This window comes from Vibrio sp. H11, from assembly GCF_004804295.1.
Taxonomy (GTDB): Bacteria; Pseudomonadota; Gammaproteobacteria; order Enterobacterales; family Vibrionaceae; genus Vibrio; species Vibrio ostreae.
Genome location: NZ_SSHN01000012.1, coordinates 106920 through 131050, shown reverse-complemented (window position 1 = coordinate 131050; position 24131 = coordinate 106920). Strand labels below are relative to the sequence as shown.

16 protein-coding genes are annotated in these 24131 nt (G+C 54.1%); 3 read left to right on the top strand and 13 right to left on the bottom strand.

Translation table 11 applies throughout. From position 1 onward, the window contains the following. The first annotated feature begins 63 nt into the window (after positions 1 to 63). The gene (locus tag E6C74_RS17020; protein WP_240798212.1) at positions 64 to 999 is read left to right on the top strand and encodes an SPOR domain-containing protein; all 936 of its coding nucleotides are present in this window, start codon (positions 64 to 66) and stop codon (positions 997 to 999) included. Positions 1000 to 1104: 105 nt separating this feature from the next. Here the strand turns inward: E6C74_RS17020 and E6C74_RS17015 are convergent, their stop codons facing one another. The 9 genes from E6C74_RS17015 to E6C74_RS16975 all read right to left on the bottom strand — a co-directional run bounded on the left by E6C74_RS17015 (position 1105) and on the right by E6C74_RS16975 (position 16021). Continuing rightward, positions 1105 to 3435 (bottom strand): hypothetical protein, encoded by a 2331-nt coding sequence (locus E6C74_RS17015; protein ID WP_136487248.1) that lies wholly within the window; start codon positions 3433 to 3435, stop codon positions 1105 to 1107. A 223-nt stretch (positions 3436 to 3658) separates the two neighbouring features. Then, complete coding sequence (locus tag E6C74_RS17010; RefSeq protein ID WP_136487247.1) at positions 3659 to 5224, bottom strand: hypothetical protein; 1566 nt, start codon at positions 5222 to 5224, stop codon at positions 3659 to 3661. Between the two features lies 1 nt (position 5225). After that, complete coding sequence (locus tag E6C74_RS17005) at positions 5226 to 5795, bottom strand: ECF-type sigma factor (RefSeq protein ID WP_136487246.1); 570 nt, start codon at positions 5793 to 5795, stop codon at positions 5226 to 5228. After that, complete coding sequence (locus E6C74_RS17000) at positions 5795 to 7240, bottom strand: chromosome partitioning protein ParA (RefSeq protein WP_136487245.1); 1446 nt, start codon at positions 7238 to 7240, stop codon at positions 5795 to 5797. The genes E6C74_RS17005 and E6C74_RS17000 overlap by 1 nt, the downstream gene beginning before the upstream one ends. Continuing rightward, complete coding sequence (locus tag E6C74_RS16995) at positions 7237 to 8574, bottom strand: serine/threonine-protein kinase (protein WP_136487244.1); 1338 nt, start codon at positions 8572 to 8574, stop codon at positions 7237 to 7239. The genes E6C74_RS17000 and E6C74_RS16995 overlap by 4 nt, the downstream gene beginning before the upstream one ends. A gap of 177 nt (positions 8575 to 8751) precedes the next feature. Beyond that, the gene (locus tag E6C74_RS16990; RefSeq protein ID WP_136487243.1) at positions 8752 to 11880 is read right to left on the bottom strand and encodes an efflux RND transporter permease subunit; all 3129 of its coding nucleotides are present in this window, start codon (positions 11878 to 11880) and stop codon (positions 8752 to 8754) included. Positions 11881 to 11886: 6 nt separating this feature from the next. Continuing rightward, a complete protein-coding gene (locus E6C74_RS16985; RefSeq protein WP_136487242.1) occupies positions 11887 to 13035 on the bottom strand; it encodes an efflux RND transporter periplasmic adaptor subunit in 1149 nt (382 codons plus the stop codon). A gap of 639 nt (positions 13036 to 13674) precedes the next feature. After that, positions 13675 to 15030, bottom strand: a complete 1356-nt coding sequence (gene gorA / locus E6C74_RS16980) for a glutathione-disulfide reductase (protein ID WP_136487241.1) — start codon at positions 15028 to 15030, stop codon at positions 13675 to 13677. A gap of 151 nt (positions 15031 to 15181) precedes the next feature. Then, on the bottom strand, positions 15182 to 16021 hold the full coding sequence (locus E6C74_RS16975; protein WP_136487240.1) for a 23S rRNA (adenine(2030)-N(6))-methyltransferase RlmJ: 840 nt from the start codon (positions 16019 to 16021) through the stop codon (positions 15182 to 15184). A 160-nt stretch (positions 16022 to 16181) separates the two neighbouring features. Here E6C74_RS16975 and prlC point away from each other — a divergent pair, with 160 nt between their 5' ends. Next, complete coding sequence (gene prlC, locus E6C74_RS16970; protein ID WP_136487239.1) at positions 16182 to 18224, top strand: oligopeptidase A; 2043 nt, start codon at positions 16182 to 16184, stop codon at positions 18222 to 18224. Between the two features lie 159 nt (positions 18225 to 18383). On the opposite strand, the gene E6C74_RS16965 is transcribed toward prlC, so the two are convergent. The 4 genes from E6C74_RS16965 to E6C74_RS16950 all read right to left on the bottom strand — a co-directional run bounded on the left by E6C74_RS16965 (position 18384) and on the right by E6C74_RS16950 (position 20919). Next, positions 18384 to 18866: a DoxX family protein gene (locus E6C74_RS16965; protein ID WP_136487238.1), complete on the bottom strand. Its 483-nt coding sequence runs from the start codon at positions 18864 to 18866 to the stop codon at positions 18384 to 18386. Between the two features lie 9 nt (positions 18867 to 18875). Continuing rightward, positions 18876 to 19640, bottom strand: a complete 765-nt coding sequence (locus E6C74_RS16960; protein ID WP_136487237.1) for a DNA-binding domain-containing protein — start codon at positions 19638 to 19640, stop codon at positions 18876 to 18878. Beyond that, on the bottom strand, positions 19630 to 20526 hold the full coding sequence (locus E6C74_RS16955; protein ID WP_136487236.1) for a DUF692 domain-containing protein: 897 nt from the start codon (positions 20524 to 20526) through the stop codon (positions 19630 to 19632). Before E6C74_RS16955 ends, E6C74_RS16960 begins: the two co-directional genes overlap by 11 nt. Positions 20527 to 20655: 129 nt before the next feature. Beyond that, the gene (locus tag E6C74_RS16950; protein ID WP_136487235.1) at positions 20656 to 20919 is read right to left on the bottom strand and encodes a DUF2282 domain-containing protein; all 264 of its coding nucleotides are present in this window, start codon (positions 20917 to 20919) and stop codon (positions 20656 to 20658) included. 324 nt (positions 20920 to 21243) lie between these two features. On the opposite strand from E6C74_RS16950, the gene uvrD reads away from it, so the two are divergent. Further along, positions 21244 to 23418, top strand: a complete 2175-nt coding sequence (gene uvrD / locus E6C74_RS16945) for a DNA helicase II (RefSeq protein ID WP_136487234.1) — start codon at positions 21244 to 21246, stop codon at positions 23416 to 23418. Positions 23419 to 24131 lie beyond the last annotated feature (713 nt).

The following is a 24131-nucleotide window of genomic DNA, read 5'->3' as shown; positions in this document are numbered from 1 at the left end:
GAACGTTGAGCAGTAACCATTGTCACTATGAGTAGGATAACTATGGAGATGAGAGTGGTCGTGATGCCTAAAATCACCCATCGAGTTCTGTTGAGCCTGTCCTGCTGCGCTGTACCCCTGTTTTCATTACCGGTACATGCTCAGGAGTTTCTTTGTGATGCGACTCAGGCCGCCAGCAATCAGTTGCCGGTCCTGGATAAGACGTGTCCGATAGGACAAGGTTTATGGGGTAACTCGGCCCCGAAAAGAAAGGATTCTGATTTCTGGATTCAGTGCGGCTTGTTGACCAAGCCTTTATCGTTAGCCCAGGCCCAGGGTTTGTATCAACATATCTCAACCCATGTCTGGATGAAACCGGAAGACAAAGGCACCCGCTGTCTGATCGGGCCTTACGATGATTTCGCCAAGGCGCGCAAAGATTTGCGCGGCGTGCGTACTGTGGGCGGCTACAAGGAAGCCTTTATTCGTGAAGTCGCAAAAAGCACGGCGACGTCAGTGACAACGGCTGCGCCGGTAAAGCGTGCTCCAGCCGCACTACAAGCTGCCCCAAAGCCTGCTAAAGCTCAGGCATCAGCCCCGCAACCTAAACCTGCTGCGGTGGCACCTGAGCCAGCCGCTGCGTTGACCGAAACCCGCGCTTTACCTGCAACCGTTGCGTCTCAGGGGGCCGATGTCAGTTTCCGCCATCAGACGTCACTCAACGGAGTGAGTTATGTGGTGCCTTACACCCTGGCCGACAATGTGCAGTTTTATATGGAGCATAACAAAGCCTGGAACCGGCTCAGCTATGACGGCGCGGAAAAAATGTGCCGCAGCCAGAATATGCGCCTGGCTAATGAGCAGGAGTGGAAGCAGTTACTCAATTCAAAAGTGATGGAGCGTGAACAGTGGCCGGTGTATCTGCCGTACTGGGGAGAGGGGCGTAAAGGGCTGTTTACCAATGGCAGGACGACAAATCTGAAAGGTACCTCACTGCTGAATGTGTTGTGTGTTCAGTAACTGAACGTGGTATTGGCTGATCAATATTAGCCCGATGAAACAGAAGAAGGCCGAATCTGAGATGCGGCCTTTTGATGATCATTGGCGGTGTATCACACCGCGTGATTAATCTTCGGAGATGGGCAATGATTCCACGACAGCATTCATCAACGCTTTGTCTTCGCTAAAGAGGTAGAAGGACGATGCCAATTGGTATTGCCCTTCTTCATCCCAGCCCATGGAAATGTAGAAGTCACCAAAATCGCGGTACACATAGCGAATGCGTGTTTTTTGGTCTTCTTCTGTTTCGATAAACTTAGCGTAGCTGTAGCCTTGATTATCCGTTGAAATTGACCATGTACCCGGCGTATAGAATCCTGTTGGCAGAACCGAGTTGGCTTCAAATTCACCCTCGGTCAGTTGGTTCTCCATGTATGAGTAGCTCAGCTCTGGACCATCCAAGTCTTCAATGAAGTCTTCACCCGCCTCCACGAACATCTGGTATTCCGTCACACCCGCGTAAACTTTGGTCTCTGCCTCAATCGGGTTGGCGAACTTGGTCGACGTTCCGTCCAACCAGAACAGTTCTTGGCTGCCTATTTGAATCAGGAATTGGTCGCCATCGCTGTTTTGATATAGCACTTTGGCCTCAAAGCCGTCAAAGTTGCTCAAAGAACCATCGCTCTGCAGTTCGACGCTCCAACAATCTTTATCCGCCGCTTGCACGTACGTACCGCTCACTTCGTCCAGTTGGGCTAGGCGATCAAACGCGGTTTCGTTGTTCCACGTGTTGGTGTCACTGATGTTGGTTTTGTATGGGTCACTTTGTGCGTCCGTCCCCCAACACATTTGCAGTTGACCACCGTTGTTGAGCAGCGCCGCGTAACCCACTTCGCCATCTTGGGCTGCAAAGCTTCCCATTTTCCACTCTTGGTTATTGAACTGCTTGAGGGTAAAACCAAGCTCTGGTGTTTCTGGCTCAGGTTCCACACCTTCCACAATTTCAGGCAAGGTGAAGCTGGCGCTCACTTTGGCCCTTTCGTTATCCAGGCCGTAAACCACGAACGTTTGTCCGGCTGGGTAGGCTTTGTTGGGTGTACCAGCAATCGTGATCACGGCTTGGCTGGCATCCACGTTGATGCTGAGGCCGTCTGCACTGATGGTACCGACTTGGTAGTCGCTGATGGTGCCATCGCTGTCACTGAACAGGCCCGCCAGACTCAGCGTCTGTTCAAATGCACTGCCCTGCTGCAGTTGCCAGCCATCGATGATCGACTGAATCCGGCTCAGCTCGCCCGACTCGACAACCGGGGCCAGATTGGCGGATACGATGGTCAGGTTGAGCACTACAGCAACAGGCGCACCAATCTTGTCGCCATTAGCATCGCGATCGCTGGCCTGCAGAGTGATCGTATACTCACCGCCGCTCGCAACCGGATTGACCGCGGCCAGGCTTAGGATTTGGTCGCTGACGCTGAGCGCAATCCCTGTTGTACCCAGGCTGGACTCTTTGACTGTGATAACGGGTGCGATGCCGTCAGCCAGGTCGGTGTCGCGGAACAGGCCGCTAAGATCGAGGGTCGCACCGCTAAAATTTTCACCTTCGGCAACGTTCAGTTCGGTCAGGCGTGTCTGAATGTTATCGACGGTTGCTGTGTCTGTGATTAACTGGTTATTGCTGATGACAGTGCCGACGCTGTCACCATTAACCGGTACCACCGGCTTATAGGTGTCAGAAGCTAACTGCGCATCATCCATGTTGTAGACCGTACTTTGTGCCGCCAGAGCGATTTGGCTGGCGTGCGTACTGTAGTCGTTGCCTTTGGTTTGGGCATCCGCTTTTGATTCGGTCAGAATCTGGGCTACTTTATGCAGCTTACGGTTAGCTTTGTTACCATCGACAAAGTCGCTGTACACATCATCCGCCTGCTCTTCGGTCAGACCCAAACTCAGTGCCACACTCTGTTTGGCGTCATCTTCGCTCAGCGTGCTGTCGTTGCTCATCGCAATCGCAACCAGGTCAGTGACCGGGGAGATCACCTGCGATGAGCCCGGCGCGCGGAATACCAGCTCATGCGCCATAGCCTGACCCGGGTTATCCATATCGATGGTGTATTTACCGGCGTAGGTTTCCGGTTCCAGGTTCGCCAGAGCGGTCTGCATTGCACCGCCCGGAGTCAGGGTTTGCAGCGCCAGTGAGCCTGCAATCTCGGTACCGGCAGGCAGAACCCGCTGGCCGTTCTCGTTGGTCAGGCCAAACAAGGTATCTGTACCAATATCCAGCAGGCCGTTGTTGTTGGTATCGTCAAACAGTACAGCCTGATTAAAGTAGCCGTCGAAACCTGTGATGGTGGTGCTCTGAGCCGCGGTTTGTCCGCTGCTGTCTGAGCCGCCACCGCCGCCACAGCCGGTTAATGCCAAAGCCACAGACACTGCCAGAAAAGTCATTTTCTTCATTATTATTTCCCTGTCGATTGCAAACGAGAACGTGGATGCTTTATTTGCTGCGCCTGTTGTATGCTGTCCCGGCGCAAAAATAGAGTTAAAGCGTAAAATACCAAATCTGAGCCACGTTCTACCTGTTGCCATACCTGCTGGCAATATACGGAAAGCAGCATAAAACCCGTAAATTAATTTAATTTTTTTATCATTAGTGGCTGGAAACCAGTAGTCATGCGGTTTACGGCGTGATGTTTGGATCCGGATGGTGATAAATTAAATTGATTTTCAGGGTTTCCAGCCACTGGGTGTACTCCGGGCGCGGGCGCAGAATATAGGTATAAATTTCTCCCTCAAGCGGGATGTCATACTCGGAGTATTCCAAATCCGAAGAAAGGCTGATCGGACGCTGATGGGAGTCAAATTCATAACAGGCTGGCGGATAGTTGCCATAATAATCGCCGGAAAACACCATCATGGTTTGCTGATACAGGGTCGGGCCGGTCAGGGAGGAAAAGGCGAAATAAGGTTCAAACTGACGACAGGAGAGATCGCCCTGATCGGTCACGATGTTCAGATCTGAGTCTGCCGGTTGATAATAGTTAGGGTTGTCGAAGCGGCGGTCGTAAATGTAGTTGCCCATGCTGACCCAGTAATAGTTCTGTTGCTCGTCCATCAGCAGGTAGTCAAAGTTACCGCCTTGATAGAGGTACTGGCCGGTATCACCGTTCAGACGTGCTTGTGCTGCCTCGCGGGTGTCGGAGAGAGTATCGGTTTGATATTCGTCACCGTCATAGCTGGTGACGAGAAAATTGTTGCTGTTATAGATGCGTGACGGATAGCTGTGGCGAAAAATCCAGCTGTAGAGATGGTTAGAATCAAGGCTGAAGTCGATTTGCTGCGTCTTGCGCTGATAGGTTCCGGCGCGCTGCAGCGCTGCGCTGTCAGGGCAGTCGAGGCGGGTTTGTCCCATGGCATAATAAACCACCCCTTTACTGAGGTAGAACAGTTCACAATACAGCACGTCATAATCATAGTGTTGGCCACCCAGCTGGCGCGTAGTCTGGATACGGTATAAACGGGTATCTTCCAGCTGTCGGGTATCCTGCTCGTTGTCATCCTGTGCAACCGGCAACACAAAACTGGTGCTTGGCCAGGTCTCCTCGGCATGGGCATCGTCACTGGCTTCAATCAGCAGCGTCGGGGCGCCACTATCCGGCTCCGGTGTGCCGCTTACGGTCAGCAGTTGAGCAAGGTTGAGTCGCAGGGCTGCGCTGGTGACCGATACCCGGTAGGAGAGCAGGTCGCCTTCCGGATCGGTGAACAGGTCACTGATATCAACCTGATAACGCACAGCATTGCCCGGGCTGAGTTGCCAGGTCGCAATTTCGTCACTGATGCGTTGATAGGCTTCGCTGTTGAGTTGCGGCGGCTGGTTCTCTTCTGCGGCGCTGGCCGTATCACTCTCTGCCGTCGTGACTGTCTTCACCTCCGCGCCCGCGCTGTCAGGCGCTGTTTCCTCAGATGGTTGCTCTGTCTCAGGTTCACCGTCACTGCTTTCCGTCTCATCGGTGGAGTCGGCTGGTGATCGGCTTGCGTTGTTATCGGCACTATGTGTACCTGCAGAGAGAGAGGGAGCGGACGCTGCGGCGCGCGATGCGCTGTGACTGTCCGGCCACCAAGCATGGCCCGGTGTTAACCCGCGCTGAGCGGTTTCATCCACTGCCAATTGCTCGGTGCGCGAGTCGGCGGGCCACAACAGCCAGGCCCCCAGTACTGCGGCACTCAGTGAAACAAGAACGCGCATCTTAACTTAGCCTCGACTGGAACCAGCACAGGGCGAATTTGAGATCCTTTTCAATCAGGCTGCGGCTGCACTCCAGCAGCTCGCTGATCTCATCGACTTTCATGCCGATCAGATACTTGAGCTTTAGCGCGTTCGACTGGCGCGGATAGCGGGCACTGAAGGTATCCAGAGTTTTATCCATGATGATCAGTTGTTCAAATGATGCGGCGGGCTCTGCATCCGGTAACGATGTCACCGGCTGGCGCTTTTGTGCCTGCTTATGCCGCGCATGGTCGATCAAAATCTGACGCATGATTTTGGCCGCTTTGAGATAAAAATCGCGCCGATGATGCACATCATCCAGATCGGCTTGTGATAAGCGAAGATAAGCCTCGTGCACCAGGGCGGTGGTGCTGTGGATACTGTCATTGAGAATTGGATTACTGTCGCCATATTTGCCTGCGTTACGCGCCTGTTCCTGTTCCGCCAGGCGGCGCAGTTGCGCGTAAGCAATATGATAGAGTTCACTTTCTGCGGGCTTATCACCCTGCTTCCAGTTATGCAGTACTTGCGTAAAGGGAGAAGAGACCATTAGCTGTCCTTATGCTGTTTGGTGAATTCATCGACACTCAGGGTTTGCATTGATTCCTGGCCGTCAACGGCGCGCTGTTTGCGTTGCTGATAGCGATACAAAATGCCCTGATCCCAGTGGTGGCCGGCCGGCAGGTATTCCCAGCTGGTAAATTGTGGGCCACGCTCCGGGTCAAACCAGGTCACGGTAATATTGAGATCGCCCACATTGATCCTTTTATCCGGTTTTTGCAGCCACCACATATCGCGGTATTGTGCAGTGACGTCCCGGGTGTAGTTTTGTGGCTCGGAAGGACACTCACTGACCGACTCAGGCCCGAGCAGGACCTGGTTGGTGGTGATGTGCAGGCACTGATGCTGAATGCCTGAGACCAGATAGCGAGTACGTAACCAGATGCCCGGTAATGGAATGTGGTCGCCCTTACCGTTCGGGTAGGTAAACCACATCATCTCACTGCGGTTGTTGTGGCTGACGCCGGCTTTATGGCCCAGTCCCTGCGATTTCTCCATAAACAGCTCAGTGAGCGGGTCAAAGTTCATCGCGATGGTGCGGTATTTCCAGTCGCCTTCGTCGTCAAAGTCCTCGACATAGAAGCCATTGAGATCGTTACGGGTACAGCCGTGCCGGGCGCAGCCAATCAGGCCGGCCTCATAGGCAAATTGGCTCAGCGGATGCTCTACTGCCTGGGTGAGCCCGTGCTCAGGTCTGAGCTGGCAGCCGTTAAAGTGATCACCGATAGCCGGATACTCGGTCAGTGTTTCCGCTCCGACTGAAAAGCGCGTTTTACCTATCGGGGCAAAGTAATTGGGATGAGCAGCGCGATCGAGATTGTACGCGCAGATTTTTCCCTGCCAGTCTTTTTTGGGTACCAGGCTGGTTTCGTACATTACGCCTTTTGGCCGGTAAATAACCTGGTCGGATACAAAATTCTGCTCAATATAGTGCTGGCTCTGATTGAGGTGTTCGACCGCTTGCTGAGTCGAGACCAGCGGCAGGTTAAGTGCCGCAAGATGATCGTCAAGAAATGACAAGTCCAGCTGTTTAAGCTGCTGAATAAAATCCCGGTCAGTCAGTGCCTGGCTGAGCAGCGTGATCTCTTCGCGGTTTTGTGGGGTCGAATCCAGCGACAGCAGTAAACGGGTCATGTTTACACTGCGGCTGACCTGGGTACTGGCCAGGGTTGGGGTCACCACTTCCTGACCACTCAGGGTGGTGAGCAGATAGCCATGTTCATCCAGGCCGAGATAGAAGCGGATCACATCGCCGGGATGATAGGAAAAGGACCCTTTCTGGGTTGTGCCGCTCAGTCCGGAGCTGGTGGTGTAAAACAGGCCGGTGACCGGCGCATCAATAAAATAGCCCTGCTGTGTATCAGGCGCGGCGGCCAGCGGGCTGGTGGTCAGCAGGCTGGCGGTAGTCAGGAGCAGATTACGTAGGATGGTCATGGTTGATTCGGGGTCGCTGGCTGAGCCGTTGGTCGATTGTGCTGTTTTGGTGGTGTCGGCGTAAGCAGTGCCAGTAACATTTTTTGTTTAATGTGTTGCGGGATATCCGGGTTGGATAAAATCCGCCGCCGGGTGATCTCAAGCATGGCATCAATACTCAGTGGTTGTTCGAGCGAATTCTTACTGTGAAACAGCAGTTGGGTCAGCTCGAACAACATGTTGTCCGAGATCTTCTTTTCCGCCGACAATTGGCGGTTTTTCTCGATCACCGCGATGGTAAAACTGGTCGCTGATGCCAGGAGTAACGAGAGTAACAAGCAGTAAAAAGGCCGTCTTTGCACCAGACGTTTGAGCAGGTAAAACGGCAGATGCTGGCGCAGCGAAATCGGCCGCAGAGCGAGCAGATGCTCTACATCATGCCGCAGGTCACCCACGCTGAGATAGCGCTGCCCGGTATCTGACTCGGTCGCTTTAGCTATGATACACGCCAGATCTGAGCCCGCTTTAGGCGTCGGAAATACAGCGTGTAATATCTTACCCAGTGAGTAGACGTCACTTTGTTGGGTGAGGTATTCCCCTTGTTTTTGCTCCGGACTGGCGTACTGATTACTGAACGCGAGCAGAGAGGAGTCATGCAACTGAGCGGACTGCGGTTTGAATTTCTGGGTCAGGTTGAAGTCGATTAGCTTGGGCTGATCTCCGCTGGAGATGAGGATGTTAGCCGGTTTGAGATCGGCATGCAGTACCTGGTGGTCATGGGCGTGTTCGACTGCCTGACAGATACGGATAAACAGCCGCAGCTTGTCCTGACGGGTTAACTCCTGCTGTTGCAGATAACTGTCCAGCGTCGGACCGTGAATGTATTCCATCACGATATAGACCTGGTCGTGAAACAGGCCGCCATCGTACACTTTGGCAATCCCGGGATGGTTGAGGCGGGCCAGGATCTGCGCCTCGGCAAACAGCGCTCGCTGGCCCAGTTGTTCAATGATGTGTGGCTGAATCAGCTTGACAGCGAGTTGCTGTTCATAGGTGTTGTCGGCGCGGGTTGCGGCATAAACGATGCCGATACCGCCGCGGCCGATTTCGTCGTGCAGCTGGTATTTGTCGATCAGTTGCTGTGAGTAATCTGCGCTGTCTGCGGCCCACGCTAAGGCATGATGGGCCAGAACCTGATGCAAACTGGTGGCGGCTGAGGCAGTCAGCAGCGGCAGCACTTCCTGATAAAGATCGGGTTGCTCGACCTGTAAACGCGCGATCGCATCTTGTTGCTCCGATTCGCTCAGATCCAGCCAGTCGTAAAAAAATTGTGTTGAAGAGTCAGGTGCTTGCACGGATTTTTTATCGTATGAATAACCACGTTGGTAGTGTATCCAAAATGTATGTGCAAAGTGAAACTTTTCTTACTATTGCTACATCTGCTGAATGTGAGTTAAGCATTATTGGATGACCGGAATAAAAAAATGCCCACCGGCCGGAGGCGGGTGGGCATTTGGAGGCTGTTCACTCGATTAAGCGTCGGTCGGAATCTTATGCGGTTTGGTGCCGAATAGTTTCATCACCATCACAAAGAACACCGGGACGAAGAAAATCGCCAGGATAGTTGCTGCCAGCATACCACCCACAACACCCCAACCGATCGCGTTACGGCTCGCTGCACCGGCACCGGTACTCAGAGCCAGTGGCAGTACGCCAAGAATAAACGCGAACGAGGTCATCATGATCGGACGCAGACGCATACGACACGCTTCAACGGTCGCTTTCACCAGATCCATGCCATCGTCATACAGGTCTTTGGCGAATTCCACGATCAGGATGGCGTTTTTCGCTGACAGACCAATGGTGGTCAGCAGGCCAACCTGGAAGTAAATATCGTTCGACAGCGACTTGGTGGTTGCCGCCAGAATCGCACCAAATACCCCCAGCGGAACGACCAGGATAATGGAGAACGGCACACTCCAGCTTTCGTACAACGCAGCCAGGCTGAGGAATACGATTAAGATAGACAGGGCGTACAGGAACGGCGCTTGTGAACCGGTCTGAATTTCCTGGTACGAGGCCCCCGTCCATTCCAGGCCAATGCCTTCCGGCAGCTGATCAACAATTTCCAGAATCGCCTGCATCGCATCACCGGTACTCTTACCCGGTGCCGCCGAGCCCTGAATGTTGACGGCCGGTACGCCGTTAAAGCGCTCCAGACGAGGTGAACCGAACGACCAGCGCGTAGTAGCGAAGGCATCGAACGGCACCATATCACCATCGGCGTTACGCACGTGCCACAGGCTGAGGTCATCCGGCGTCATCCGGTAAGGCGCATCGGCCTGCACGTAAACGCGTTTGACCCGGCCGTTATCGATGAAGTCGTTAACGTAGCTCGAACCCAGCGCGGTCGACAGGGTGGTGTTGATGTCCGATACTGTCACACCCATTGCCATCGCTTTTTCATAGTCGATATCAATGCGGAACTGCGGCGTATCTTCCATACCGTTCGGACGTACCTGAGTCAGGTTGGGGTTCGAACCGGCCATGCCCAGCAGTTGGTTACGCGCTTCGATCAGTTTTTCGTGACCCAGGTTAGCCGTATCTGTCAGGTAAGCATCAAAACCACTCGCACTACCCAGGCCTTGAATCGCCGGGATGTTGAATGAGAAGATTTGTGCTTCTTTGATTGACGCAAACGCAGGGTATGAACGGCCGATAACCGCATCCACCGACTGGCCAGGTTCAGTCCGCTCATCCCAGTCTTTCAGGCGCACAAACGCCATCCCCATGTTCTGGCCCTGACCGGCGAAACTAAAGCCGGCAACGGTAAACACAGAAACCACCAGATCTTTTTCATCTTCCTGGAAGTGCTTGCGCACCTTATCCATCACTGCCAGGGTTTGTTCCTGAGTGGAACCGACCGGCAACTGGACAACAGACAAGAAAATACCCTGGTCTTCTTCCGGTACGAATGAAGATGGCAGGCGGGTCCACAGTGTGGCCAGAATGCCGACAATCACGCCGTAAACCAGCAGGTAACGCCAGCGACGATTAACGCCTTTGCCGACTGTGTTCTGGTAGCCTTGGGTACCACGGTCAAACCACTTGTTGAACCAGGCCAGCGGACCGGATTTTACGTGGTGATCTTCGCCTTTTTTCACCGGCTTAAGCATGGTTGCACACAGTGCCGGAGTCAGGATCATCGCCACCAGTACTGACAGTACCATTGACGATACAATGGTCAGTGAGAACTGACGGTAAATCGCACCCGCTGCGCCACCAAAGAACGCCATCGGGATAAATACCGCACTCAGTACCATCGCGATACCGACCAGAGCGCCGGTGATCTGACCCATTGATTTACGGGTTGCTTCACGTGGCGGCAAGCCGTCTTCGCTCATTACCCGCTCAACGTTTTCCACCACCACGATGGCGTCATCCACCAACAGGCCGATAGCGAGAACCAGACCAAACATGGTCAGGGTGTTGATTGAGAAGCCGAATGCCGCCATGATCCCGAAGGTACCGAGCAGAACCACAGGCACCGCGATGGTTGGGATCAGCGTGGCACGGAAGTTTTGCAGGAACAGGTACATCACGAAGAAGACCAGTACAATCGCTTCCAACAGGGTATGAACTACTTCTTCAATCGAGATTTTAACAAACGGAGTGGTATCGTATGGATACACCACTTCGATGTTGTCCGGGAAGGTTGGCTGCAGTTCAGCCAGACGTGCGCGGACCGCATCTGCGGTGTCCAGAGCGTTGGCACCCGTCGCCAGCGTGATCGCGATGCCCGACGCGTATTTACCGTTGTAACGGGCCGCGGTCTGGTAGTTCTCAGCGCCAAGTTCAACCCGTGCCACGTCTTTGAGACGAATCTGCGCGCCGTCCGTATCCACTTTCAGCAGGATATTCTGGAACTCTTTGACTGTGGTAAAGCGGCTTTGTGCCGTGATGGTCGCGTTAAGTTGCTGGCCTTCGACTGCCGGTGCTGCACCGAGCTGACCTACTGATACCTGGGTGTTTTGCGCGTGAATTGCGTTGCTTACTTCCGCAGGCGTCAGCTGGTAGTTGCTCAGTTTGTTCGGATCAAGCCAGATACGCATGGCGTGCTGGGCACCGAACACACGAACTTCACCGACACCTTGTACACGGCTCAGCGGGTCTTTAACCTGCGATACCATGAAGTCAGAGATTTCGGTGTTGTTCATGCTGCCGTCTTTCGAGATAAAGCCGACAACCATCAGGAATGAACTGGAGGACTTCGCCACCGTCAGACCTTGTTGGGTTACCTCGTTCGGAAGGGTTGCTTCCGCCAGCGATAACTTGTTCTGCACCTGAACCTGAGCAATATCCGGATCGGTACCGGATTCGAAGGTCAGGGTGATACTGAAGTTACCCGCAGAGTCACTGGTGGCCGACATGTAGAGCAGATTGTCGATACCATTCATGTTCTGCTCGACTATCTGGGTCACGCTGTTTTCCACCGTGTCCGCCGAAGCACCTGGGTATGAGCCGGAAATCGACACCGCCGGCGGCGCGATATCCGGATATTGCGAGACGGGCAGTGTCATGATTGACAACACACCCGCCAGCATGATGATGATGGCGATCACCCACGCGAATATTGGGCGATCTATAAAAAATCGTGCCATGTCTTATTATTCCTTAGAATCTTCCAGGACTTGAGGAGTGACTGAGCTGCCCGGACGAATTTTCTGGATACCGTTAACCACTACTTTCTCGCCGGCTTTCAGGCCTGAGTCAATCAGCCACTGATTGCCGATAGTGTTGCTGGTTTCTACCATGCGTGATTCAACCTTGTTGTCTGCATCCACCACAAATACCGACGCTTCGCCGCGCGCGTTGCGGGTGACTGCGGCCTGAGGAATCAGGATGCCGTCTTCGCGATGCTCGGTCGGAACTGCAGCGCGTATATACAGGCCAGGCAGCAGGAACTGATCGGCGTTATCAACGGTGGCGCGTACATTGACCGTACCGGTATTTTCGTTGACCGATACTTCCGCAAACTGCAGCGTTGCACGCTGGTCAATGGGTGTGCCGTCATCAAGGAACAGTTTAATACCGCTCAGCTCTGTGTTTTTTATGCCAGTCGCCTGACGCAGTTTAAGCAACTCACTACTTGGCTGAGATAGGTCGACATAAAGCGGATCCAGCTGTTGAATGGTTGCCAGAGCGTTAGTCTGGTTCGCCGTAACCAATGCACCTTCAGTGATCAGAGTACGACCGATACGGCCGGAGATCGGCGCAGTGATCTTGGTGTAGGCGAGGTTGATTTCAGCAGAGTGAACGTTGGCTTTCGCCTCTTCTACCGACGCTAGTGCTTGCTTGTAGCTTGCCTGCGCGTCTTCGTAATCCTGTTGGCTGACCGAGTTCTTCTTCACCAATTCGCTGTAACGCTTGGCTTGAAACTGAGCCTGAACCAGGCTCGCTTCTGAACGGGCCAGGCTGGCTTTGGCACTGGCCAGAGCAGCTTGATAAGTGGAAGCATCCAGTTCAAACAATACGTCGCCTTTTTTCACCTGGCTGCCTTCCACAAACAGACGTTTGGTGACGATGCCGCTCACCTGAGGACGGACTTCAGCGATACGATAGGCGCTGGTTCGACCCGGCAGGGTACTAGTGACGTCGACTGGCTGAGGCGTGATGGTAACTACATCGACTGCCACCGGAGGTGGTGCACTGTCGCCGCCAGCTTGTGGTGTGGCATCTGGCTGACAACCCGCCAGCGCAATTGCGGCTACAACTGCGGTTAGCCACTGTTTAGAAAAGGCTTTACCGTCGCCCATAATTTCTCTCTCCTTTACCACGTAGAACGTATTAAACTCAGTGATCCCTTCAGGTATACGTACAAACCACCGCTCAGATTCACCGGCTCAAATGTCTTTGTGAGAATGCTGGTTAATTGCAAAGCCTCTCAACACCCGATGTCATCCTGATGAACCCAGGTAAAAATCGCATGTCTGGCTGCTGGATAGAACTCTGTCATTTATTGCACAATTGGACAAGTAAATTTTGCTGCACAGATGGACAATTAATGAGGAAGTGCAATTTTTATCCGATTTTCCCGGTTGGGAATTGTCGCACCTAATGCACGCAGATGCATGCGCAAATTTGTTACTGGTCGTTTTTAAATCGGCCATGGGTAGCAAAACTGAAGCAGAAGCTGTGCCAGACAGGGGAGCAAGAGGTAAATAAAGTGGCCTCAGGCTGGAGAACTCTGAGTGGTGACTGAGTTGGCTGAGTCGGTCACTGGGTCAGATGAGGGGTCAGTACGCTCCATGCTCGTGCGACAAGAGCTGTTTGGTGCGGCTGGCGGTCGATATGACGCTTCCACTGGGATTGAGGGTGGCCGGATGACCGGGAGCAGAAATACAAAAAGGCCGGGAAACCCGGCCTTTTTTACTGAGGTAAAGGACAGGTACGCCTTAACGCATCGTCACGAACTCTTCGCTGCCAGTCGGGTGGATCGCCACCACGGAGTCGAAGTCCGCTTTGGTCGCGCCCATCTTCATTGCTACGGCAAAGCCCTGGATCATCTCATCGACAGTGAAACCGATGCCGTGCAGGCCAACCACGGTTTCTTCATCGCCAGCACACACCAGCTTCATTTTACATGGCTGACGGTGCTTGGTGACGGCGGTGTACATCGCAGTGAAGCCAGAAGTGTAGACTTTCACTTGGTCGGCGCCGTATTGTTCAATCGCTTCCTGCTCGGTCAGGCCGATGGTGCCGATTGGCGGGTGGCTGAATACCACGGTCGGTACCAGGTTGTAGTCCATCTTGGCATCCGGCTTGTTGTTGAACAGACGCTCAGACAGCTGACGGCCAGCTTTGACGGCGACCGGAGTCAGCTCAATACCGCCTTCCATAATGTCGCCGACACAGTAGATGCCCGGTACGTTGGTGGCCTGATAAGCGTCGACCTTGATGTAACCTTTGTCATTGGTGGCAACACCGGTCGCGGCCAGATTGATGGCATCGGTGGCCGGGTGACGGCCGATCGCCCAGATCAGGGTGTCAACATTGCAGCTTTCACCATTTTCCAGATGCAGGGTCAGGCTGCCATCGGCTTCTTTGGTCACTTCTTTTGGCACGCTGTGGGTGTGCAGTTGCGGGCCTTCTGCCGCCATCACTTCAACCAGAGTATCAATGATCATTGGGTCGAAGCTACGCAACGGTGATTCTTTACGGCACAGCAGGTGGGTTTCTGTGCCCAGTGCGTTGAGTACACCGGCAATTTCCACTGCGATGTAACCTGCGCCAACCACAGCAACGCGTTTTGGCTGTTCATTCAGGTCGAAGAAACCGTTCGAGTCGATACCGTACTCCGCGCCCGGAATGTTCGGGATAGTCGGACGGCCGCCGACAGCGATCAGAATATGATCAGCCGTGTAGTGCTCGCCGTTCACTTCCACGGTTTTGGCGTCGACAAACTTAGCAAAGCCACGAATCACTTCAACTTTGTTGTTGCCCAGCACGCGGTCGTAAGACTGGTGGATACGGCCGATGTAAGCCTGACGGCTTTCAACCATTTTGCTCCAGTCGAAGTTTTTCACTTCAACATCGAATCCGTAATCTTCCGCGTACAGGTTCATGGCTTCTGCCACTTGCGCGCCGTGCCACATCACTTTCTTCGGCACACAGCCGACGTTGACACAGGTGCCGCCCAGATCTTTGGCTTCAATCAGCGCCACTTTAGCACCGTACATAGCCGCGCGGTTCGCTGACGCAATGCCGCCACTGCCGCCGCCGATACAGATATAGTCAAAATGTGTTGCCATTACTTACTCCCGTCAGGCAGGGGGCGAGTGGTGTCGCATGCCCTGCGTGTTTTTTAATATGTATCATCAGTAGATGGAGGACAGAATGTCAGAACTCAATCCCTGCGGTTGATTCTTGTTGCCAGCTCCCAGACTCTGGGGACCGGTTTAATTACTCGGGTACAATCCATTCCACTTTGTGGTGACCGGTGGCTGGCGCAATGGTCTGCTTGAGGAACGGCAGGATGGTTTCCATCTGACTTTGCAGTTTCCACGGCGGATTAATCACTATCATGCCAGAGGCGGTCATGCCGCGCTCGTTGGTATCCGGTGAAACCCCGAGTTCAATTTGTAAAATTTTGCGAATGCCGAGTCCCTGCAGGCCTTCAATCATGTCTTCAATATCGCAGCGATTCACCACCGGATACCAGATAGCATAGATGCCGGTTGCCCAGCGTTTGTAGCTTTGTGCTATCGCATTGACCACGTCGCGGTACTCTTTGGCCAGTTCATACGGTGGGTCAATCAGCACCAGGCCACGGCGCTCTTTCGGCGGCAGGCTGGCTTTGAGGCGGGCAAAGCCATCCTCTTTAAAAATCGCCACCTGGCGGTCGCGGTGGAACTCCTGCTCCAGCAACGGGTAGTCGCTCGGGTGCAGTTCGGTCAGCACCATGCGGTCATCAGCACGCAGGTGAGCACGCGCCACTCGCGGCGAACCCGGGTAGTAGCGCAGCTCGTCACCCTGATTCAGCGCTTTAATCGACGCCAGGTAGCTCTGGATATCTGCCGGCACATCCGCCTGCTGCCACAAACGGGCGATGCCCTGTTTATATTCGCCGGTTTTTTCTGACCACTCATGAGTCAGGTCATAGCGGCCGACGCCGGAGTGGGTGTCGTGATAAACAAACGGCTTATCCTTCTGCTGCAGGGACGTCAGGATTAAGCTTTGTACGATGTGTTTCACCACATCGGCGTGGTTTCCGGCATGGAAACTGTGTCGGTAACTTAACAATTTGCGCTCTCTCACCCGGTCGCGGGGTGCTGGTCAGTTCAAAAAACATTATCGCCGATTATACGCCAGTATTGAAAATTGCTGAACCTGGCTATATCTATTAACGTAATAGCCAGTGAATATCATTCACTGACCCTCTTTCGATCAAAAGGAACGTTCTATGTCTAATCCACTTCTGACCTTTACGGATTTGCCACCGTTTTCTGCTATCAAACCAGAACACGTCAAGCCTGCGCTTGAAAAGGCAATTGAAGATTGCCGTGCAAAGATCAACGCCGTACTGGAAGGAAATACCGAGCCAAGCTGGGACAATGTCATTGCTCCGATCGAAGAAGTGGATGATCACCTGAGCCGCATCTGGTCACCGGTCAGTCACATGAACTCGGTCACCAACAGCGAAGAGCTGCGTGAAGCGTACGAAAGCTGCCTGCCACTGCTGTCGGAATACAGCACCTGGGTTGGTCAGCACAAAGGGCTGTTCAAAGCCTATCAGGCGATCAAAGCCAGCGAAGCGTTCAGCGCGCTGAGCCGTGCGCAGCAGAAAACCGTGACTGACGCGCTGCGTGATTTCGAATTGTCCGGTATCGGCCTGCCAAGCGATGAGCAGAAACGCTATGGTGAGATCAGCAAGCGTATGTCAGAGCTGGGCTCTAAATTCTCCAACAACGTGCTCGATGCCACCATGGGCTGGAGCAAGCACGTGACGGACGTCAATGAGCTGTCCGGCATGCCGGAGTCGGCACTGGCAGCAGCCGAAGCGGCAGCGGAAGCCAAAGGCCTGACCGGCTACCTGTTGACGCTGGATATTCCGTCTTACCTGCCGGTCATGACCTACTGTGACAACCAGGCGCTGCGTCAGGAGCTGTATGAAGCCTACGTGACCCGCGCGTCGGACCGTGGCCCGAATGCCGGTAAATGGGACAACAGCGAAATCATCGCCGAGCAGCTCAAGCTGCGCTATGAAATTTCGCGTATGCTCGGTTTTAACACCTACAGCGAAAAATCACTGGCGACCAAGATGGCAGAATCGCCACAGCAGGTAATGGATTTCCTCAATAACCTGGCCACTAAAGCCAAGCCGCAGGGCGAGCGCGAAGTGGAAGAGCTGCGCCAGTTTGCCGAGCAGGAGTTTGGCGTCACGGAACTGAAACTGTGGGATATCGCTTACTACAGTGAAAAGCAGAAACAGCACCTGTTCCAGATCTCGGATGAAGAGCTGCGCCCTTATTTCCCGGAACACAAGGTGGTGAACGGCCTGTTTGAAGTCCTGGGCCGCGTGTTCGGCATGCAGGTCAAAGAGCGTGCAGGTGTGGATACCTGGCATGAGTCAGTGCGCTTTTTCGATATTTTCGACAGCAATGGTGCGCTGCGTGGCAGCTTCTATCTGGATTTGTACGCGCGTGAACATAAACGTGGCGGCGCCTGGATGGATGAATGCCGGGTGCGCCGTATTAATACGGCCGGTGAACTGCAAACTCCGGTGGCATACCTGACTTGTAACTTCAACCGTCCGGTCGGTGATAAACCGGCGCTGTTTACCCACGATGAAGTGGTGACCCTGTTCCACGAAACTGGCCATGGCATCCACCATATGCTGACTCAGGTTGAAGTGGGCGCGGTATCGGGCATCAATGGTGTGCCTTGGGATGCGGTCGAGCTGCCAAGCCAGTTCCTGGAAAACTGGTGCTGGGAAGAAGAGGCGCTGGCGTTTATCTCCGGCCATTACCAGACCGGTGAGCCGCTGCCAAAAGCGATGCTGGAAAAAATGCTGGCGGCGAAAAACTTCCAGTCAGCGATGTTTATCCTGCGTCAGCTTGAATTCGGCCTGTTCGATTTCACCCTGCACACCACCTACGATCCGGATCAGGGACCGAAAGTGCTGGAAACATTGGCCGAAGTGAAGAAAAAAGTGGCTGTCCTGCCAAGCCTGGAGTGGAACCGCTTCTCACACAGCTTCAGCCATATCTTTGCCGGTGGTTACAGCGCCGGTTACTATAGCTATCTGTGGGCGGAAGTGCTGTCAGCCGATGCCTTCTCACGCTTTGAGGAAGACGGTATTTTCAACCGCGACACCGGCCTGAGCTTCCTGAATAACATTCTGGAAATGGGCGGCAGTGAAGAGCCGATGGAGCTGTTCAAACGCTTCCGTGGCCGTGAGCCGCAAATTGACGCGTTGCTGCGCCACGCCGGCATCGCTGCATAAGCACTGCCCAAGTCCAACCATTAAAGGCCAGCCTGCTTGAGGCTGGCCTTTTGCTATTCTGCGCACCGCGCTTGTGCTATTCCTATGGTGCCATTTTTGTTCTGCCATTGCGGTTACTGATCGTTATTCTGTTACTGATACTTATTCTGTTACTGATCGTTATTCTGCGTTGCTGCGTACGTTCGGTGCTGACTGCGCCGCGCCATGCCAGCGCTGGCTGAGCCAGTGATCAAGTGACCATTTACCCGGCCCCCACACCACGACCATCAGCAGCAGCGCCCCCCACAGCTGGTGGTCATAGAAACCGCGCTCCCACAGCAGCGGATACGAGATGACGGCGATGATATTGAAGCCGAACAGCGCCAGTGCGGTGAGGCGGCCAAGCAGGCCGGCGATCAGCAGCAGCGGCAGGAGCAGCTCGGCCGCGGTGCCAAGGTAAGCCGCCCATTGCCACGGCAGTAGCGGCACCTGATATTCAAATTCAAACAGATACAGGGTACTGTCCCAGCTGCTGATTTTCACCAGGCCGGATTGGAAAAACACACTGGCTGCCCACAGCCGCGCCAGCAGTAAAATCAGTGGTGCCAGCACAGTTTGCAGCCAGCCGCTGCCTTGTTGATAGCGTGCAATCAGGGGGTTCATATCCGTCTCCTATTCCGTGCCGGGCAGGGTAAAACCGGCCACAATATCTAACTGGGTCAGTGCCGGCAGAGTGGCCAGCAACTCTGCTGTTATTGCGCCGAGCGGAGTGGCAGCGCTCAGCGCGTGCAGCAGATGATATTCCGAATCGCTGCACGCGCGGGTCCAGGGCTGGCCGTCGCTATCGCAGGCGATCAGGCCGCGTTGCGCCTCAGCCAGTTGCAGCGCAGAAAAATCATCATTGTGGAAAGCTGCGCGCAGATCAAACAAGGCGTACGGCGCACTGAACAAACTGACCCAGGGCGACAGTTGCAGCCGGGCTTGCGCCTGCTGCGCAGCGCTGAGTGCCGCTAAACGGGTCAGCGGCTGGCAGTCCGGACGGGGCGCCGTTGCATAGCTTTGCTGCACCACATCCAGTTGCCACTCAAAATGTGCCAGGTCAGCGGCGTAAGGCACGGCCTGCTCAATATGTGGCAGCGCGGCGATGCTACTGTCCAGCCCGGCGCCGTAGGCGCTGACATCAGCGCAGGTCAGGGGATGATGCATAACATAGTGGCGCGCCAGCGCAGAGAAGCACTCTTCACCGATCACGGCTCTGAGCAGCGGGTAACCGGCAGCGAGCACGTCACTCAGGCTGATCACATAGTTATTGCGATAAATCTGCAGCCGCTGCCCGCCACTAAAGCGGTCACTGGTAAGCCGGTGTTCAACGGCCTTGTTGTCACCGTTCAGTGCGCGGGCAAAGTCGGCTTGCAGCCGCGCCAGATCACAGCTCATCAGCGCCTCCTTGTGCCATTAAACTGTCAACCGGGTGGCGATATCGCGCCGAGGTCACCTGCCGCAGGATCTGCGCGGCGTGGTCGGCTTCTGCCAGCAGGACCTGTGCTTCAGGCAGGTCGGTATCCCACTCTATCAGAGTGCGGCGTACACCGTGGCGCGCCGTCCAGGCGCGAAACAGCTGCCATAACGCGTCACTGACCGGACGATTGTGGCTGTCGATGCGGATCTCCCCTTGCGGTAACTGACGCACGCTGTAGCCGGCGAGGTGAATTTCATCCACCGCATCGGCCGGAATGGCTGCGAGGTAAGTCGCGACAGCAAAACCGTGATTAAAGGCTGAGACCTGAACATTGTTGAGGTCGAGCAACAGACGGCAGTCGGTGCGGCGCTGCACTTCGGCCAGAAAAGTCCATTCATCAATGGTGGAATGACTGAAACGCAGATAACTGGACGGGTTTTCAATCAGCAGCGGCCGCGCCAGGGCATCTTGCACCTGCAGCACATTGCGGCAAAATACATTCAGTGCCTCCTCGGTGTAGGGCAGCGGCAGCAGGTCGTTAAAATAGTGGCCGCCATGCTCGCTCCAGCTGAGATGGTCCGACACCATGATGGGCTCGATGTCATTCACCAGCGCCTGCAACTGGCGTAAATGGTCAGGATTGATGCTGGTGGCAGAACCTAGAGAGAGACCAATGCCGTGACAGCTGATGTCGTAGTTGGCGCGGATATGCTGCAGGGTGCGGCGCGCCGGTGAAAAGGGCGCTAAATAGTTTTCGCTGTGGATCTCGAGCCAGCTGAGCGGCGTTGGCTGGTGGCAGAAAAAATCGAGATGGGCGGGGCGCAGACCGACACCGACCAGGGGGTGAGAAATCGCAGGGTTCATAATGGCATCCTTATCCTTGTGCGCAATTCGATACTTGCTGCTAACGGTGCATAAAGAGCGGTCGATGAGTCATCCGGGCAGAACGTACGGCGCTGCCGTACGTTCTCTCAGGTAGGGCGCAGTGCGGGCTTATTTCGGCGCCATGGTGCTGCCGCCGGCCAGTTTGTCGCATAGCCCTTTGGGCATTACCACAAAGGCATCTTTCTGATGGTCCATTTTGGACGTACCGGCGCAGGAGCTGGATTTGGTCGCGCAGTCATTGTGGCCCGCTTTAGCCACGCCATAGCATTTCTCTTTCTCGGCGGCTATTGCCGGCGCTGCGCTCAGCAGAGTGCCACCCATGGCCAGCAGGCCGGTAATTGCGGCGGTGACCGCCAGATTTGATTTGCTCATTGTCTTATCCTCTTAACTGTTCCATGTGTAACAAACGGCCGTGGTAACGAAATCAAGTAGCGCGTTTGCTTAGAGAAAAAGAGCGGATGGTGGACAGAAAACTTTCACCCAGTGGGTAAATTTTGCGCTGTTATTTAGCGTATTAATGATTAAATGAATGATTTATAGACAATAAAAATCTGATGATTTTTTGTCTTTTCGCTCTGCATAGCGGGCAATTCGCTGGATAAATCTGCAGCAAATCCATTCCCGGCCCTACTTGGGTCTGACTGCGTTTACAGGTATAATCGTTCAAATTATGTATAAATAACCAGTAGCTTAGCCATGATAGATCCCTCTCTCTTAATTGACGGTTTGAACGACAAACAACGCGAAGCGGTCGCAGCACCGCTTGAAAACCTGTTGGTACTGGCGGGGGCAGGCAGTGGCAAAACCCGGGTGCTGGTGCATCGCATCGCCTGGCTGATGTCGGTCGAGCAGGCGTCGCCGTTTTCGATCATGTCGGTGACCTTCACCAACAAAGCCGCAGCGGAAATGCGCGGCCGGATTGAAGAGCTGATGATGGGCAGCGCCTCGGGGATGTGGAACGGCACTTTCCACGGCATTTGTCATCGCATTCTGCGCGCTCATTATCTTGATGCTAAGCTGCCGGAAGATTTTCAGATCATCGATGGTGACGATCAGCAGCGTCTGCTGAAACGTCTGATCAAAGCGCAGAATCTGGATGACAAACAGTGGCCGGCACGCCAGGTTTCGTGGTGGATCAACGGCAAGAAAGACGAAGGGCTGCGCCCGGTGCACATCGATGCGTACCGCGATCCGGTTACCCAGACTTACCTGCAGATTTACTCGGCTTATCAGGAAGCGTGTGATCGCGCCGGTCTGGTTGATTTTGCCGAAATCCTGCTGCGTACGCTCGAACTGCTGCGCGATAACAAGCATATTCGCGAACATTATCAGGCGCGCTTTAAACATATTCTGGTCGACGAATTCCAGGATACTAACAACATTCAGTACGCCTGGCTGCGCATGATGGCCGGCCCGGACGCCCATGTGATGATCGTTGGTGACGATGACCAGTCGATTTACGGCTGGCGCGGCGCCAAAGTAGAGAACATCGAGAAGTTTACCCTCGAATTCCCGAGCGTGAACACCATTCGCCTTGAGCAGAACTACCGCTCGACCAAAACCATCCTGGAAGCGTCCAACACCCTGATCGCCAATAACACCGAGCGGATGGGTAAAGAGCTGTGGACCGAAGGCCAGGTGGGTGATCCGATATCGGTCTATTCGGCTTACAACGAGCTGGACGAAGCGCGCTTTGTGGTCGGTAAAATTAAAGAGTGGCACGACAAAGGCGATATCCTTAATGATTGCGCTATTTTATACCGGAACAACGCCCAGTCACGGGTGCTGGAAGAGGCGCTGATTCAGGCTGGCCTGGCGTACCGTATTTATGGCGGTATGCGCTTCTTCGAGCGGCAGGAAATCAAAGATGCGCTCAGCTATCTGCGCTTGATGAATAACCGTTTTGATGACACCGCGTTTGAGCGGGTGGTTAATACACCAACCCGTGGCCTGGGCGACAAAACCCTGGATACGATACGTTTTGCTGCGCGTGACCGCGGTTGCACCCTATGGCAGGCCAGCGTCGCTCTACTGGATGAAAAAGTGCTGGCTGGCCGTGCCGCTTCGGCATTGAGCCGCTTTGTTGAGCTGATTAACGCGCTGGAAGATGACAGTGCGGAGATGCCGTTGCACGAACAGACCGACCATGTGATCAAAACCTCCGGCCTGTTTGAAATGTACCAGCAGGAAAAAGGCGAAAAATCCAAAGCACGGATTGAGAACTTGGAAGAGCTGGTGACTGCGACCCGCCAGTTTGAAAAGCCGGAAGAAGCCGATGAAATGACCATGCTGACCGCGTTTCTGACCCATGCTGCGCTGGAAGCCGGCGAAGGTCAGGCGGATGAGTTTGATGATGCGGTGCAACTGATGACGCTGCACAGTGCCAAAGGGCTGGAATTCCCGCTGGTGTTTATGGTCGGGGTAGAAGAGGGTATGTTCCCGAGCCAGATGTCAGCCGAGGAAGCCGGGCGTCTCGAAGAAGAGCGCCGTTTATGTTACGTCGGCATGACCCGGGCGATGAAGAAACTGTATATCACCTATGCCGAGATGCGTCGTCTGTATGGCCAGGATAAGTACCACAAGCCATCACGCTTTATTCGTGAGCTGCCGGAAACCTGCCTGGATGAAGTGCGCATGAAAGCTCAGGTCAGCCGCCCGGCCAGCAGTGGCCGTTTCAGCCAGACTGTAGTGAAAGAGAGCTTTAATGAAACCGGCTTCACCCTGGGGTCGCGGGTGATGCATCCGAAATTCGGCGAAGGCACCATTATTAACTTTGAAGGTAGCGGCGCGCAGAGCCGGGTCCAGGTGGCATTCAACGGCGAAGGCATTAAGTGGCTGGTGACGGCGTATGCCAAACTGGAAAAGCTTTAACCGCGTTAGTGTAGCGCTTTTTTTTGTTCAGCGCGCATACACTGCTGTAAATAGAACCGGTCTGATGGCCGGTTTTTTTATGCGCTGTCGTCTGGTCTGGATGCGGAAGGGCTGGCCTGCGCCGCTCGTGATCTGCGTACCTGGCGCGGAAAAAGAAAAACCCCGAGGGGCCAAAGCCCTTCGGGGTTATAGTCTTACTCGCAGCAATCCGGCTACTAAAAGGTGCTCCCTGCATCTTTTCCCTGATAAGTGTGCTGTATCCTTCAGCGCAATCCGTTCATCGCCATCCTAGCGGTGTCCTTGATCATCCTGATCTGCTAACCATCCACGTTAGCTCACATCACTTGTTCCCTGAGCGGTGTCCCTGACATCATCCTGATGTTAAGTCCTTTCCTCGTCCAGAGGAGTCCATTGTCTTTCCTTTGTCGTCGCCATCCTGGTAACGATTGAGTCCGTTCAATGTCCTGCTTGCTATCCTTGCCGATCATTCATCCTGAACAACCGCATCTTCATCCTGAAGATCACCAATCCCTAGTGATTCCCTATTCCGTGTCAGCATCCTTCCGACACCGTTCATATTACTGATTGCACGCTTTTCAGCAACGTAGTGAAATCGATTTCTTGAATAATTATTTCATCTTTATGACAGGCGTTCTATTTTAATCAATGACTTAGGTTTGATTTCTACCCATTTTTCCTAATAAAAAGCGAAA